This window comes from Parashewanella tropica (genome assembly GCF_004358445.1).
Classification (GTDB): domain Bacteria; phylum Pseudomonadota; class Gammaproteobacteria; order Enterobacterales; family Shewanellaceae; genus Parashewanella; species Parashewanella tropica.
The window spans coordinates 3,960,595-3,976,797 of the sequence record NZ_CP037951.1 but is presented as its reverse complement, the minus strand read 5'-3'; the positions used below and the strand labels follow the sequence as shown (position 1 = coordinate 3,976,797).

The window sequence follows — 16,203 nt, the reverse complement described above, 5'->3', positions numbered from 1 at the left end:
ACATGATGCGTTCTTATTTCATCTATAACTGAAGTGTGTTACCAGAAATAAGGGTTATTTCAACCTTAATGACAAATCTAAAGCTTTAACATGCTTGGTTAAGGCGCCAACGGAAATAAAGTCCACGCCCGTTTCGGCAAATTTACCAATGGTTTCTAAAGTCACATCACCTGATACTTCTAATTTTGCACCACGATCTTGTGCTAGATAGCCTTTGTTGATTTGTACGGCATCAAGCATCATGGTGACATCAAAGTTATCCAGCATGATGATATCTGCATTAGCGTCAAGGGCTTGTTTGAGCTCATCAAGCGATTCAACTTCGACTTCTACCGCTTTATCCTGATGATTACCACGCGCGGTTTCTACTGCTTGAGCAATGCCACCACAGGCTAAAATGTGGTTTTCCTTGATAAGAAAAGCATCAAACAACCCAATGCGGTGATTGTGACCACCGCCGCAAGTGACCGCATACTTTTGTGCAAGACGCATACCCGGTAAGGTTTTACGAGTATCAAGCAGTTTAGTGTTGGTTCCTGCCAGTTTATCGACATATAATTTCGTTAAAGTCGCAACGCCCGATAGCGTTTGGATAAAATTCATGGCGGTGCGCTCACCAGTAAGGATAACGTGGGCAGGACCTTCGAATTCACATAATTCTTGGTTGGCGATGACGAGATCACCGTCATCGACGTGCCAATGCAGTACGACTTCGCCACCCAATTGGTTAAAGACTTGTTCAGCCCACGCTTTACCACAAAAGACGCCATCTTCACGAGTGATCAAGTGACCTTTAGCCTGTTTATCTGTTGGGATAAGCGATGCGGTAATATCGGCTTCAAGTAACTGTTGCGCTCGCGAATGCACAGTATCATTTGCGGCTGGCGTTAAGCCAAGATCTTCGTTTAAAGCTGTGGTTACAGAAAGTCGAATGTCATTTTCGAGCATGAGTGGAAATCCTTGCAAAACCAAAGTCGTCAATGGGAATGGCATTGAACCTAAAAGCAGTTGGGCGCAAGGGTATCACATTGACGAGTTTGCATGAAGAAGGTTTAATTCGATAACCATGAAAACAAGTTTGATTGCAGAATAGCCATGAATACTGTGGAGTAGCACGATAATCATTGTTAAATAATGCTATTTTATAAATGAAAATTAACAGCGAGTTTTAGCTTACTCATTGATAATTAGTTAACCGATATATTTAGATCCGTTTTAACTGTATGACAGCAACTCTTGTTCCTATTTATGTTCCTGAACCTGAAAGGTGGGTGAGCCATGAGCTGAATCTGCCTGAACCCGCAAAAAGTAAAATCTATAATGCTGAATTTCAGCTTTATGCTAATTCGTCACTAGATAAGCACTCTGCCATTCGAGATGCCTTTAGTTGGTTGTTTCATAGTCATGATAGGCCGACTCAAGAATATTGGTTACGAGAAGTGAATCAGTCACTGTCCCCACATACTAAATCCATTTTGGCGTACTCAACGACCCAAGGAGATAACAAGGTGTGGTTAGTTCATTTGAGGCCACCAAATGGCGTTCCGTTGGCTGTGCTTGGCAGTGAGCCTTTGCCTATTACTGAGTTTGCGCCGATTGAAAAAAGTGCTCCACAGCCAACAAGAGCAGGCCACAAACGAATGGCGGAATCGAATGTTGATATAGAAGCCAAAGTACGCGCTCGTATGCCAAAAGGTTATTTAGAATCAGCATTAGCATGCCGAAATGCTCGTGCTCAGAAGAAAGCTGTTACTATGCGAGCGCAAGCGGAAAGAGGGCAATATTCGGTTGATTTATGTGATCTCCTTGTAAGTGTCGTCGCTAATGGTGACAACGGGGTAACGTATTGGCATCAGTCACTCTCTGCAAAAAGCGACTTCTATACAAGTAGCCCGCAAGAACAGATGCAGCATATTTCGGAAATACAACAAGCGATATGTGCTGAAATGAAAGAATTAGAGCAGTTAATGAAGACTGGTAAATACAGTAAATATCCGTTATTACAAACTAGAGCGTCAAAATTGACAGAATACCTTGCTGTAGCGGATAAGGTGGCAGGGTTTTATCAAACGAAGCCTCCGTTATCTAAAGATATGGATAACGAAGAGTCAAGCTTGAAACCTCAGCCTGATCAAGGTCCGTTGTGGGGGAAGTTCGAGCAAGTTTCAGATAAGCTCCGACTGTGGTATTTAACCAGAAAAGCTGACGATACTTTGATAAGTACGCCCAGAGGAGGCTTATACCCCGATACACCACCACCTTTGGATGCGAGAGCGGCCAAAGCGCTGGCAGAGTTTACAAGTGCTCAGGCTAATTCACCCAACCAAAAATCGTAAGTAGTGACAATATGGTCACCAGAAAAACAAAGGTGCGTTTAGTAAGGGCCAATAATGCGATAGTTGATTGGATACATACAGGAGCATCTGACTTTTCAGGGAGTACTTCTGCCGTTAATGCGGTTTCAGTCACTATGTCTCTAGCACAAGTAGCAGGGTTACTGGCGCGGGATAACCAAGTACTGAAGGCTGAAGAAAAATGACCGCTAAGCAGGTAACCAAAAGCAAAAATGCGGCTGGGTATCCAGTCTACAATGAAAAATAAGCTGGCTAAGATGGGCAGCTTTCTTTGTTCTTTTCTTGCTTTATCCGCATAAAAGCGAATAGTGCTGTAAAACACAATGCCAATGGGTCCGAGTAATACGAGATAAATAGCGATGGCACCATAATGGCGGTAATTGAGCCATGCGACACTTTGGCCGACTTTTTTACCTAATTCGTTTTCTCCAGTGGCATCCAGTTGTTGATGGCAGTCGAGCTGATCGGCAAAACGAAAACATCCTTGTACGTCACCGTTAATGGCTGCTTGCATAAATTGCTTGAATATATTGCGAAGCTCAGTGTGACTAAAACAAATGGAAGCGGTGATCACCCAAAGTAATAGGCTGAAACTTCCCCAAAATATACCCTGAACTAACCACAGCAATACGGCGGTGACAATGGTCGGCAAGGTCAAACCCAAGAGTAAAAATAACGGAGATCTAAGCGAGTTATCACCAATGAACAGTCGATGAAATCGTTCGAGAAGCGCATCAATTTGAAACGACGTTGATACCCATTTCATACGTTCTACAAAAATTGCTATTAATAGTGAAAATAACGCCATTTTTAATCCAACCTTAGTTCGTCCTTGGCCTCTTAGGGAATACCTATTTTGGATAGAACTTACACAAATATGCTAATTTTTGTCATACCTGTGAAGGCAGGTATCCAGTGCCTTTAAATTGGAGCATTGAAGTCACTAGACTCCTGCCTTTGCAGGAGTGACGATGAAATATAACGATAGAAAGATAGTTGTCGTTGTTTATTTTCTAGCTTAAATGAGATAAATAATAATTCCAATCAAAATAAGGACCTGGATCTGTTTTTCTGTGAGGTGCGATGTCACTATGGCCTGTAATTCTATTTGAGGTGATTTGGGGGTAGGCTTGCATGATGTCTTGGGTCAATGAAACTAAGCATTGGTATTGTTGCTCAGTAAATGGCTGGTGGTCACTGCCTTCGAGCTCAATACCAATCGCAAAGTCATTGCAGTTTTCACGGCCTTCAAACTCTGAAACTCCAGCATGCCATGCTCTGTCATTACAACTGACGTATTGGTGCAACGTTCCATCACGGAAAATGACGAAGTGAGCTGACACTCTTATACCTTTTAATTCGGAAAAACTGTTATGGGCTTTGCAATCTAAACAACCCATAAATAAATCATCAACATAAGGCGTTCCAAATTGCTCAGCAGGCAAACTGATATTGTGGATCACTAATAAGCTGACTTCGTTGTTAGGACGGTCATTAAAGTGAGTGGAATGCCGATGGGTGGCGTTCTGGTGCCAGCCTTCGCAAATAGAATGTATCATGGGAATTTAGATTACTGATTTTTAAATACTATAGCAAAGACCTTGATTTAATAAATAGCGCGCATTTTATGTATGTGCTGCCGCATTTGTTTCTGCTGAGTAATGTCAAAACAATATTGCGCTCACTTAGACAAGTTTTTAGTTAAGGAATTTCTGCACTTTCTACAATTTTATTTAAAAGCTGCATTGCCTTTTGGGTATCATCAAAAGCTTGCATTTCACGTTGACGTTGCTCAGCCATTTTCTGATGTACTTCTTGAGTACCTTCAAATAACTCATTTCTTACAGGAGCATCCTCTGCTAGCCCAGCTCCTCGCTCGACTTGTTGGTTAACTACCCATGACGCCTCTTCCACGAATCCTTGGTATCGCTCGTCAGACTGAACGGCTGCCCCAGTTAGTTGGTTTTTACCTTTTTGAATGAGGTTTGCGAAAGTGGTTGCTTGCACTTTGATGAAACCGATGATTTCTTGACGCTTCTCATTATGCAAACAAAGCATAATATTGGTTTCTATTCTTTTAAATTCAGCATCTTCTAGGTGATTAGGAGTGTTCAGTAAAGTGAGCTGTGTAAAGAATTGATTGACTTTAATTTCGGGAACCGCGCTAGCCAATGCCTCTGCGGCTTGCTGTAACACTGGACTTAGATCCTCGTAACGAGGGTGTGTTTGTACTCGTTGTAAATTATCTAGAGCTGCTTGTGGAATTTGTTGAGCTGCATGTGCTGCTGAGGGAGGAAAAGCCATGAGAGTACTCCTAATGGTTTGGTACAGAGTCAGTGGGTTGGGAATTCTCATCAGTGCAATTGGCATCACGTATTATGTCAGCCAGCAATTCAACAAAGTCGGTGAGTTGTTGATATAAGTTATTTGCAGATTGTTGTTGGACAGTGCTGATAGCTCCTACTATTTGTTCTAATTCATCAAATGCTTCATCTGTTTTAGGCTTTTTTTCGTATGTAGAGGTGCTTTTGTGCAGTTCGGTTATAAATTGGTCTTTGTTCAGTTCATGTGGTTGTTCAATACTGTTAGCAATGTAATGAAAATATGATGCTGATGAAGATAGACACCGAATAAAGGGAAGCATATCAGCACGTAATAACTTGATGATGTCTTGGCAAGTGTTTGACTTTACATCACTCGAGATTTCATTGGGTGTGTCCAATATAAGAAGTAAATCTAGTATTTCTGACGTTTTTCCTTCATTGGCAATCGAAACAAGAAATTCAGCGAGCAGTTGATATCTCTGAGAGAGTTGCTGGAATTGGGACATTTCTTGCAATTGCTCATGAACTTCAAGGCCATTATAAAGATAATCAGACCATGATAATTCAGATGGAGCAGGAGCGGCGGCCATAGCTATGTTCCCGTGATATCCCGAGGTGATATTCACATTGTATTTCTTTGAAATTAGAAACAAAGTTAATTTTGTTTCATTATCGGCTTTCTCATTGGTCAGACCCCTTACCTTAATTACCCTTAAACTGACAGTGCAAAGGGATTTGCGCTTTGGATCACATCTCGCTGTTTTTTCATTGTGTAGACTTTAACACTTCCATTTGCTAAAGTGCTGCAACTCAAAAAAATTGGTAAGACCAATTTACATATTAACAGCTATGCTTATATGTACTGGTTAAAAGCACATATAAACAACTAGGAAGAGAACGTGGCATACAGCAAGGTCAGCCAGCCGAAAATTTCTGATGTCATCATGGGTCAACTGGAACAAATGATCCTTGAAGGCAGTTTACAGCCGGGACAAAAACTTCCGCCAGAGCGTGAGCTTGCGGCGCAATTTGATGTGTCGCGTCCATCACTGCGTGAAGCGATTCAGAAATTAGAAGTCAAAGGCTTACTGACTCGTCGTCAAGGTGGAGGCACTTTTGTCAAAGCTCAGCTTTGGCAAAGTATGGCGGATCCTATTGTTGAGCTGATGCAAAGCGACTCCGAAAGTCAGTATGACCTTTTGGAGTTTCGTCATGCCACAGAAGGCATGATGGCTTACTTTGCCGCGCTTCGTGGTACTGATGCTGATTTGCAATCCATTAAACGTTGTATTGTAGAAGTAGAGCAAGCGACTGAAATTGAACAAAAAGCTACGGCAATTGTGAATTTTTATCGCTCGATTGCCGAAGCCTCCCATAACGTCGCCATGTTGCATCTCGTCCTGAGCTTAGAGCCCGTTTTACATAAAAACGTAGCTGAAAATTTAGTGTTACTGCATCGTCGTCCAGAAGCCGCGCAAATGGCTAATGACCACAGACGTGGTTTGCTGGCAGCGATTGTAGATAGAAACCCCCATGCGGCACGTGAAGCTTCCAATAAGCACCTTAGCTATATTGAAGAAGTCATGCTGTCGACACGGGAAGAAGACAGCAGATTGCAACGCAGTCTGCGCCGTTTAAAGAGCAATGACTAAGCGCGGGCTTTGTCGTCGTAATTAAAATAGAAAGAAGGACAGTGTCATGTCTGAAGATTTACTACAAGACGTAGATCCATTAGAAACTCAGGAATGGCTTGAAGCCATGCAAGCAGTATTGGAGCAAGAAGGTCCAGAACGTGCGCATTACTTACTAGAAAAAATGATCGACAAGGCGCGTCGTAACGGAACTTACTTGCCTTACAAGTCTACTACTGCTTACTTAAATACCATTCCTGCTGGTCAAGAGCCACAGATGCCGGGCAACCAAGAAATGGAACACCGCATTCGCGCCTTAGTCCGTTGGAATGCATTGGCCATGGTATTGCGTGGATCGGCAAAAGATTTAGAACTTGGTGGTCACATTTCAAGTTTCGCATCAAGTGCAACCATTTATGATGTGTGTTTTAACCACTTCTTCCGTGGTCCAAACGAAAAAGACGGCGGTGACTTAGTTTACTTCCAAGGTCACATTGCTCCGGGTATCTATTCTCGTTCTTTCCTTGAAGGTCGTTTAACTGAAGATCAATTAGGTAACTTCCGTCAAGAAGTGGATGGTGAAGGTCTATCTTCATATCCACACCCGAAATTAATGGGTGATTACTGGCAGTTCCCAACGGTATCTATGGGTCTTGGTCCTATCCAAGCGATTTACCAAGCACGTTTCCTAAAATACCTGACTGACCGTGGTATCAAAGATTGTTCAGAGCAAACCGTATACTGCTTCTTAGGTGACGGTGAGTGTGATGAACCAGAAGCATTAGGTGCAATTGGTCTTGCTGCTCGCGAAGAGCTAGATAACCTAGTGTTCATCATCAACTGTAACTTGCAGCGCTTAGACGGTCCTGTACGTGGTAACGGTAAGATCATTCAAGAGCTTGAAGGTACCTTTGCTGGCGCTGGCTGGGAAGTGGTTAAGCTGATTTGGGGTCGTTACTGGGATCCACTATTAGCATCAGACACCAGTGGTAAGCTATTACAATTGATGGAAGAAACCGTAGACGGTGAATACCAAAACTGTAAGGCCAAAGGTGGCGCGTATACTCGTGAACACTTCTTTGGTAAGTACCCAGAAACCGCAGCTATGGTTGCGAATATGTCTGATGATGACATCTGGCGTCTAAACCGTGGTGGTCATGATCCTGTTAAGATTTACGCTGCACTAGACAAAGCCAAGAAGACCAAAGGTCGCCCAACGGTAATTCTTGCGAAAACCGTAAAAGGTTATGGTCTAGGTGATGCGGGTGAAGGTAAAAACATCGCCCACAACGTGAAGAAGATGGCGGTAGATTCAATCCGTGAATTCCGTGATCGCTTCAATATTCCGGTACCGGATGACAAGCTAGAAGAAATCCCATTCTATCACCCAGGTATGGACTCACCTGAAGTGAAGTACATGCTTGAGCGTCGTCAAGCGTTGCACGGTTTTGTACCACAGCGTTTAGAGAAGTTCTCTGAAGAGATGCAAGTTCCAGCGTTAAGCACCTTTGACAATGTACTGAAAGGGTCAAACGGTCGTGAAATTTCATCGACCATGGCATTTGGTCGTATCCTGACGTCACTGCTTAAAGATAAGCAAATTGGTAAGAACATTGTTCCTATCATTCCTGATGAAGCGCGTACTTTCGGTATGGAAGGTCTATTCCGTCAAGTTGGTATCTACGCTCACGAAGGTCAAAAGTACGTTCCACAAGATAAAGATCAAGTGGCTTACTACCGTGAAGACAAGAAAGGTCAGGTACTGCAAGAAGGCATTAACGAGCTAGGTGCAATGTCATCTTGGGTTTCTGCGGCAACCAGTTACTCAGTGAACGACAAGCCAATGATCCCATTCTACATCTACTACTCAATGTTTGGTTTCCAACGTATTGGTGACTTAGCGTGGGCAGCAGGTGACATGAAAGCCCGTGGTTTCCTAGTGGGTGGTACCTCAGGTCGTACAACCCTTAACGGTGAAGGTCTACAACACCAAGATGGTCACAGCCACATTTTGGCGAACACTATCCCGAACTGTGTGACTTACGATCCAACTTACGGTTATGAGATTGCGGTCATCGTTCAAGATGGTATTCGTCGTATGTATGGTAACCAAGAAGATATCTTCTACTACATCACTACTATGAACGAAAACTACGTTCAGCCTGCAATGCCAGAAGGTGCGGAAGAAGGCATCAAGAAAGGTATCTACAAACTAGAAACCCTTGAAGGTTCTGGTAAAGGTAAAGTACAGCTAATGGGCTCAGGTACGATTCTTGAGCAAGTTCGCAACGCGGCTGAAGCCTTATCGAAAGATTTCGGTATCACCACTGACGTATTCTCAGTAACCAGCTTCAACGAGCTAACGCGTGATGGACAAGACGTTGAGCGTTACAACATGCTTAACCCAACGGCTATTCCGAAGAAGCCTTACATCAGCGAAGTGATCTCAGCAGACAGCCCTGCCATTGCCGCAACTGACTACATGAAGATTTACGGCGAGCAGCTGCGCAACTACATGCCAACCGACTACAAAGTATTAGGTACTGACGGTTTCGGTCGCTCTGACAGTCGTGCGAACCTACGTCACCACTTCGAAGTTGACGCTAAGTTCATCGTAGTAGCGGCACTTAAGAGCCTAGTTGACCGTGACGAGCTACCCGTAGATGTATTGACTGACACTATCAAGCAATACGGCATCGACACTGATAAAGTTAACCCACAACACGCGTAAGAGGGATTAAGACATGGCTGAATTAAAAGACGTTCTTGTTCCTGATATCGGTGGGGACGAAGTACAAGTTATCGAAATTTGTGCCGCAATCGGTGACAGCTTAGGTGAAGATGATGCGATCCTAACGGTTGAAAGCGATAAAGCGACCATGGACATTCCAGCGCCTTTCGCTGGTGTACTTAAAGAATTGACGGTTGCCGTTGGCGATAGTATTTCTGAAGGTGCTCTTATTGCTAAGCTTGAGTCTGGAGACGCTGCGGCGACTCCAGCGCCAGCAGCTGAAGCGCCAGCGCCTGTAGCTGAGGCACCAAAGGTTGAAGAAGCTCCAGCTCCTGTGGCTGAAGCGGCTCCAGTAGCACCTGCAGCATCTGAAGTGATCAACGTAACCGTACCAGACATTGGTGGCGATACTGACGTACCCGTGATTGAAATTCTGGTGAGCGTGGGTGACGAAATTGACGTTGATGCGGGTCTTGTGACTCTTGAAACGGACAAAGCCACCATGGACGTACCCTCGCCAAAAGCGGGTATCGTTAAGTCGGTTGAGCTTAAAGAAGGTGACAAGGTGTCGGAAGGTACTTTGGTTATCACCCTTGAGACACAAGGTGAAGCACCTGCTGCGGCTCCTGCTCCAAAACCAGTAGAAGCGCCAAAAGCAGTAGAAGCGCCAAAAGCAGCAGCGCCTGCACCAGCGGCGAAGCCACCTGTACCACATCACCCAAGTGCCAATGCGCCAGCGGTAAGCGGTAAAGTGGTTCATGCTTCACCAGCGGTTCGTCGTCTTGCTCGTGAGTTCGGTGTTGATCTGACTCAAGTGACAGGCTCTGGTCGTAAAGGTCGTATCGTTAAAGAAGACGTCCAAGCTTATGTGAAGTATGAGCTGTCTCGTCCTAAAGCAACCGCAGCACCAAGTGCTGGTGGCGAAGGTGGTTTACATGTGATTGCCGCGCCTAAGGTGGACTTTGCCAAGTTCGGTGAAGTGGAAGAAATTCCATTAAGCCGTATTCAGAAGATCTCTGGTCCAAACTTGCACCGCAACTGGGTAACTATCCCACACGTAACTCAATTTGATGAAGCTGACATCACTGAGCTAGAAGCTTTCCGTAAGCAGCAAAATGAGCTGTTAGCGAAGCAAAAGCTGGGCGTTAAGATCACCCCGCTTGTGTTTATGATGAAAGCGGCGGCGAATGCTCTGCTGCAATTCCCTGTGTTTAACTCTAGCTTAAGCCCAGATGGTGAGTCGCTTATTCAGAAGAAATACGTTCATATCGGTATCGCGGTAGATACGCCAAATGGTCTTGTGGTTCCGGTTATTCGTGACGTTGACCAAAAAGGCGTGATTGAGCTGTCTAAAGAGCTAACAGAAGTCTCTGTTAAAGCCCGTGAAGGCAAGCTAAAAGCGGCGGATATGCAAGGCAGCTGTTTCACTATTTCAAGCCTAGGTGGCATTGGTGGTACAGCGTTTACGCCAATCGTGAACTACCCTGATGTGGCGATCCTTGGTGTATCTAAATCTGAAATGAAGCCTAAGTGGAACGGTAAGGACTTTGAGCCTCGCCTGATGTTACCACTGTCATTGTCTTACGATCACCGTGTGATTGACGGTGCGATGGCAGCCCGCTTTGCGGTAACGCTATCGGGTGTATTGTCAGATATACGCAAGTTAGTTCTGTAATTGAAAAAAAGGCTACCAAAACGGTAGCCTTTTTATTGGTATAAATCACATTCCCACGTTAAAATGCGAACCATCTTGATGTTGCTGATGAAGAGTGGCATCGTCCCTACGGGAATGAATGATAATAATTGAGGAAGACATGAGCGAAATCAAAACTCAGGTTGTCGTATTAGGTGCTGGCCCTGCTGGTTATTCTGCGGCATTCCGCGCAGCGGATTTAGGTTTAGAAACCGTTATCGTTGAGCGTTATAGCACTCTTGGTGGTGTTTGTCTTAACGTAGGTTGTATCCCTTCAAAAGCGCTACTTCACGTTGCTAAAGTAATTGAAGAAGCTAAAACGGTAAGCAACCACGGTGTTGTATTTGGCGAGCCACAAATCGATCTTGATAAGCTACGTAGCTACAAAGAAGAAGTGATCGGTAAGCTAACTGGCGGTCTAGGCGGCATGTCTAAGATGCGTAAAGTTAAAGTGGTTAACGGTCTAGGCAAATTCACGGGACCTAACTCTATCGAAGTTGAAGGCGAAGACGGCAAAACTGTTGTTAACTTCGACAACGCTATTATCGCTGCGGGTTCTCGTCCAATTGAGCTTCCATTCATTCCTCATGAAGATCCACGTATTTGGGATTCGACTGATGCGCTAGAGCTTAAAGAAGTTCCAGGCAAGCTACTTGTTATGGGTGGCGGTATCATTGGTCTTGAAATGGGTACGGTTTACTCGTCACTAGGCAGTGAAATCGACGTGGTTGAAATGTTCGACCAAGTTATTCCAGCCGCTGATAAAGATGTGGCTAAGGTATTCACTAAGCAAATCAAGAAGAAATTCAACTTGATGCTTGAAACCAAAGTTACGGCTGTTGAAGCTAAAGAAGACGGCATTTATGTAACGATGGAAGGCAAGAAAGCACCGGCTGAGCCTACGCGTTACGATGCGGTATTAGTTGCTATTGGTCGTACACCAAACGGTAAGCTAATCGATGCTGACAAAGCGGGCGTGAACATCGACGAGCGTGGCTTCATCAATGTAGATAAGCAATTACGTACTAACGTGCCAAACATCTTCGCTATCGGTGACATCGTTGGTCAACCAATGTTGGCGCACAAAGGTGTGCATGAAGGTCACGTAGCCGCTGAAGTGATTTCTGGAATGAAGCATTACTTCGATCCTAAAGTGATCCCTTCAATCGCTTACACAGATCCAGAAGTCGCATGGGTTGGTCTAACTGAGAAAGAAGCCAAAGAGCAAGGCATTGCTTACGAGACGGCGACGTTCCCATGGGCAGCAAGCGGTCGTGCAATTGCTTCTGATTGTTCAGAAGGTATGACCAAGCTTATCTTTGATAAAGAGACTCACCGTGTAATTGGTGGCGCTATCGTAGGTGTTAATGGTGGTGAACTATTAGGTGAAATCGGTCTTGCGATTGAAATGGGTTGTGATGCAGAAGATATCGCACTAACTATCCATGCTCACCCAACACTGCATGAGTCTGTTGGTCTAGCGGCTGAAATCTACGAAGGTTCTATTACTGACTTGCCAAATCCAAAGGCAAAGAAAAAGTAAGTTGATGACTGCTTAGAAGAATTGAGAAAACCTCGGCAACTGTCGGGGTTTTTTGTTTTTAGTATTTGCTCGTTGTTAGAAAAATTTCTGTGATCATTATGGAAGGCTCTCAGATAATGGTAAAAGGCTCTATATTACCCATTGCCTCTTCAATTACTCTGGCTATCTCTGATAACTGTAAAGCGTTTGCCATTTCTAACGCTGTTTTTCTCTTCCAAAAATAATCGCCATTGGTTTCATTTAATCGCGATTTTGGCCATCTGGCTAAAACCGCTTTTACCGTCGCTAACGATTTGGATTTAACCGCTTGGTGCAGAATGTTGTCGCCGTTTTCATCGACCTCAAAGATATCAGAGTCAAACTTTAGTAAGCATGGAACGATAGGCGCATTACCTATACCGACGGCATAGTGAAGCGCTTTTTGGTTTTTTATCGGGAGCTTTGCTAGAACACGGCATTGAGTTAACAATTTCTGGCAAATTATCGGAGCATTGGGATTCCCAGAGTCAATTAGCGTATGGAGGATGTTTCGGCGAGCTGAACTTCTAAGTGTTGTGAGTGGTGGAAATAGGGTTCGATGCTTTTCTTGCAGAAGAACCTCTACGGCTTCGATGTTTCCTAATTGACAGGCTTTGAATAAGGCTTTGGCACGAGCTTGTTGAGATAATTGGCAATGCAAAATCGCTTTCATAGCGGGAGTATTCTGGGTATATATCGCTTCAATCAGCAATTTATCTCTAGCATAAACACCAATATGGCCGATGTTTCCAGCCGTAGCTTGGGTTAACCAGAATGAAGTAGGATCTGAACCGTGGGTTGGGGTTTTTTCTGCTTCTGAAATAATGGATAGCATTCGCTGTTGGTTAGGAATTTGATGATCTTGGCAAAAACGCTTTAATTTACAGCCAGTGAAGCTAGGTGGATTAAGCAAATTGGTAAATGGCAGGGACAATAAATATTCAAGTATTTTAGGTTGGTTGTTTTGGACGGCTAAAATCGCTAGTGAAACGGCATATAGGTGTTGCAGATTGACACCCTGAGTATTTTGCATGTCGACGCTATAGGTATTAAGCAAAAGTATGAGCGTTTCTAAACTTCCTGATGAAACTGCTGCCCTAAATGGATTACAAGCAGTTCTTTTTATCAACATGATTTCTTTATCGCAATCATCTGGGTACTGGGTGAATATTTTTTCTAGCACTTCGACTTTGTTGAGTTCACTGGCGAGTAAAATAGGATCCATGAGCGCTGGAGTTTCATTGGATTCAGAGCAAAAACAAAGTTGATAACACTTTAAAAAACGCTCCGTTGCTAAAAGTTTGTCGATAAGGGCATGTTGATTTTGCACGCATGCTTGATTGAACAAACTAATGAATTGCTCTGGTGTTAGGTGTCTGGATGAAAACAGGTTTGGTGGTAAATAAACGGCCACAAATTGATCACAAATTCTTTTGTCATCGTCGAGTCGTCTTAGTTGATGGCATTGAATTAAACACTCAGCTTGCAACTCTGGACAAAGGTGTGGGTATATGTTGTCCAGCTGCTGACAGTTAGCTTGATGTTTTATCCAATTTAAGATGTCGTCTTTATTTTCAGCTTTCTCCAAAACGCGTTTACATTGGCAAATGATCTCAAGGTAAATATTAGGTACTTCAATTCCGAAATGGGATAAAAATTTAATATGTTCAATACAATTACGAGCATTATTAAGACTTGCTCTATAAATCAATAACCTCAAAATTGGGTGGCAGTTATAAAGAGGTAGGTGGAGTAAATCAGCCAGCAAAATTGGATCGGGGATGGGGGCTAAACCTTCCAGGTGGAATGTAAGGTAGTTGGGGGTAGTAATGTGTAAAGGTGAAGCTTGGTTGCGTTGTGAAGGGACGGTTAATATCGTGATATCTGGATAAACCGCTTTTGGTAAGGCAAATACATGCTCTATGCCTTGTGGCCTTCCAGCTACAGATTCTTCATAAAGTTGCATTGCATGAAAGTATAATTCATGCCAAAACTTAACGAGAACAGATTCAAAAATGAGGGCTTCTGATTCGGTTTGTGTGATCCCCGTACTGTTAATATCTCGTTGACTGTGGGCACATACCGCTGCTAATAAATTTTGCTGGGTTGCCTCCCTAAATTGATGTCGCTTGCTAAAAGATTCGACTTGGGTTTTGAGTAGGCTTTGTAAATGATCCAAGGTTTGATTTTTGGCTGCTCTAAGTAAACATAAACTTGGATAGGCAAACAGTTCATTAGCCAGCTCTGGCGTCTGTATTTTCGATGAAGGTAGCCATTTTATGGCTGTGCGCTTGTGCGTTTCGTCAATATTTGGTTCGGCCAGCAATTGGGTTAATTCCATAAGCTGCTGTTTTACAGATCCAAAGAAGACTTCCCCGCCATTCGTAAAGGCACTTGAATGAAGCAGGCTATCAGCGAGTTGAGCAAAACCTAGGACATGAATACCAATTTCTAATTGTGATGATTCGGGGGAGGGAGCGCATCTAGGTTCATAATGCTCATGGCAAGATTTATAGCCAAGTTTTTCACACTGGGTTAAAAATGCCTCAACTTCATCAGCTGTGTGCTTGCTTGATACATTATAAGTCTGCAATTCAATTAGATCGCAGTTTTGATCAAATTCTGGAAGAGAAGATATTGAATTACCTTGGATCATTACCTTGAAGACGATAACGTATTATCCGCACAATATAGTGTAAATGAAGCAACGGTGGAAGTGCGTGTAAATTAATCTTTGATTAACATTTATTGTAAAGCAACACTATGTGAATACTTGGTTTCATATAGTGTTGATATGGGGTTACTACTTTTCTACGGGTTGTTGCTTTTCAACAATATCAGAGGTTATTGTGATGGTGCGGCCATTTCTGATCAAAGTGATATTGGCTTGAGTGCCTGGTTTACTCTCGGCAATCAAATCTTTAAGGCTCCAGACACCATTCATACTTGCAGGAATGTGGTGTCCATTAAATTGAGTGATGACATCGTACATTTGAAACCCTGCCCTTTCTGCGGGTGAGTTCGGAGCAACATGGGTGACAATCACGCCATCAAAGTTAGGTAATTTAAGAAGTTGCGCTGCACGTGGATTAACTGGCTCACCACTAAAGCCGATTGCCCCACGGATCACTCGGCCATACTGAATAAGCTTTTCCATAATACTGTGAGCTAACTTGATCGGAATGGCAAAATTGATCCCTCGGCCACTTTCACCACCTACTTGATAAGCGGCCGTATTAATGCCGATCAAATTGCCTTCAGTATCAATAAGTGCGCCACCAGAGTTGCCCGCATTAATAGCGGCATCGGTTTGTAAGAAATCTTGAAAATTAGAGCTTAACCCATTTCGTCCAGTAGCGCTGATAATGCCTTGAGTGATGGTTTGTCCAATATTGTATGGGTTACCAATGGCTAACGCGACATCTCCCACTTGTGCAATATGATGCAGATCCACAGAAGCGGTTGGTAGCTCTACCGCATTAATACGTAACACCGCCAAATCCGTTTCAGGATCCATACCGATGACTTCGGCATCAAATTGACGACCGTCTTGTAAGACAACATAGATTTCGTCGGCTTTTTTGATCACATGGTAATTGGTCAGTATGTAGCCCTTTTTGTTCATGATCACGCCAGAGCCTAGTCCTTGCAACGTTTGTCGCGAGGCTAAGGTGTTTTCGCCATTAGTGCGAGTGGGGACGAAATTATAGTTATAGATATTAACCACAGCAGGAGCGGCTTTTCTTACCGCAGGAGCAAATGAAAGGTGAGAAGCGGTGTTATTGCTCCACTGACTAAAATTCAATAGCTTCCCAGAATTGGAGTTCATCAATAAGAAAATTACCGCCATAAACAAGCCTAAAACAATGGCTTTGGCAACGTATAGAGCGATATTTTTAACAAGCATGA

Annotated in this window: 12 protein-coding genes; 5 read left to right on the top strand and 7 right to left on the bottom strand. The window is 43.6% G+C overall.

What is annotated here, in order from left to right; all coding sequences use genetic code 11:
• Nucleotides 1-54: 54 nt before the first annotated feature.
• Entirely contained in the window at nucleotides 55-948 is an 894-nt protein-coding gene (nadC, locus tag E2H97_RS17555) for a carboxylating nicotinate-nucleotide diphosphorylase (protein WP_133408701.1), read from the bottom strand.
• A 275-nt stretch (nucleotides 949-1,223) separates the two neighbouring features.
• Here nadC and E2H97_RS17550 point away from each other — a divergent pair, with 275 nt between their 5' ends.
• A complete protein-coding gene (locus E2H97_RS17550) occupies nucleotides 1,224-2,336 on the top strand; it encodes a hypothetical protein (protein ID WP_133408335.1) in 1,113 nt (370 codons plus the stop codon).
• On the opposite strand, the gene ampE is transcribed toward E2H97_RS17550, so the two are convergent.
• From ampE to E2H97_RS17530, 4 genes are all read right to left on the bottom strand, one after another.
• On the bottom strand, nucleotides 2,311-3,162 hold the full coding sequence (gene ampE, locus E2H97_RS17545) for a beta-lactamase regulator AmpE (RefSeq protein ID WP_133408334.1): 852 nt from the start codon (nucleotides 3,160-3,162) through the stop codon (nucleotides 2,311-2,313). The genes E2H97_RS17550 and ampE overlap by 26 nt on opposite strands.
• A gap of 205 nt (nucleotides 3,163-3,367) precedes the next feature.
• Nucleotides 3,368-3,913, bottom strand: a complete 546-nt coding sequence (ampD, locus tag E2H97_RS17540; RefSeq protein WP_133408333.1) for a 1,6-anhydro-N-acetylmuramyl-L-alanine amidase AmpD — start codon at nucleotides 3,911-3,913, stop codon at nucleotides 3,368-3,370.
• Nucleotides 3,914-4,055: 142 nt separating this feature from the next.
• Entirely contained in the window at nucleotides 4,056-4,658 is a 603-nt protein-coding gene (locus E2H97_RS17535) for a hypothetical protein (protein WP_133408332.1), read from the bottom strand.
• Between the two features lie 10 nt (nucleotides 4,659-4,668).
• Entirely contained in the window at nucleotides 4,669-5,268 is a 600-nt protein-coding gene (locus tag E2H97_RS17530; RefSeq protein WP_133408331.1) for a hypothetical protein, read from the bottom strand.
• 309 nt (nucleotides 5,269-5,577) lie between these two features.
• Between E2H97_RS17530 and pdhR the strand changes: the two genes are divergently transcribed.
• The 4 genes from pdhR to lpdA all read left to right on the top strand — a co-directional run bounded on the left by pdhR (nucleotide 5,578) and on the right by lpdA (nucleotide 12,276).
• Nucleotides 5,578-6,330, top strand: coding sequence for a pyruvate dehydrogenase complex transcriptional repressor PdhR (pdhR, locus tag E2H97_RS17525; protein ID WP_133408330.1), 753 nt, complete (start codon nucleotides 5,578-5,580; stop codon nucleotides 6,328-6,330).
• 46 nt (nucleotides 6,331-6,376) lie between these two features.
• The gene (aceE, locus tag E2H97_RS17520) at nucleotides 6,377-9,040 is read left to right on the top strand and encodes a pyruvate dehydrogenase (acetyl-transferring), homodimeric type (protein ID WP_133408329.1); all 2,664 of its coding nucleotides are present in this window, start codon (nucleotides 6,377-6,379) and stop codon (nucleotides 9,038-9,040) included.
• 13 nt (nucleotides 9,041-9,053) lie between these two features.
• Nucleotides 9,054-10,715: a pyruvate dehydrogenase complex dihydrolipoyllysine-residue acetyltransferase gene (gene aceF / locus E2H97_RS17515; protein WP_133408328.1), complete on the top strand. Its 1,662-nt coding sequence runs from the start codon at nucleotides 9,054-9,056 to the stop codon at nucleotides 10,713-10,715.
• A gap of 139 nt (nucleotides 10,716-10,854) precedes the next feature.
• A complete protein-coding gene (lpdA, locus tag E2H97_RS17510; protein ID WP_133408327.1) occupies nucleotides 10,855-12,276 on the top strand; it encodes a dihydrolipoyl dehydrogenase in 1,422 nt (473 codons plus the stop codon).
• A 109-nt stretch (nucleotides 12,277-12,385) separates the two neighbouring features.
• Here lpdA and E2H97_RS17505 read toward each other — a convergent pair whose 3' ends face one another.
• The gene (locus E2H97_RS17505) at nucleotides 12,386-14,950 is read right to left on the bottom strand and encodes an ankyrin repeat domain-containing protein (protein ID WP_133408326.1); all 2,565 of its coding nucleotides are present in this window, start codon (nucleotides 14,948-14,950) and stop codon (nucleotides 12,386-12,388) included.
• Between the two features lie 147 nt (nucleotides 14,951-15,097).
• Nucleotides 15,098-16,201 (bottom strand): outer membrane-stress sensor serine endopeptidase DegS, encoded by a 1,104-nt coding sequence (gene degS / locus E2H97_RS17500; RefSeq protein ID WP_133408325.1) that lies wholly within the window; start codon nucleotides 16,199-16,201, stop codon nucleotides 15,098-15,100.
• Between the last annotated feature and the right edge of the window lie 2 nt (nucleotides 16,202-16,203).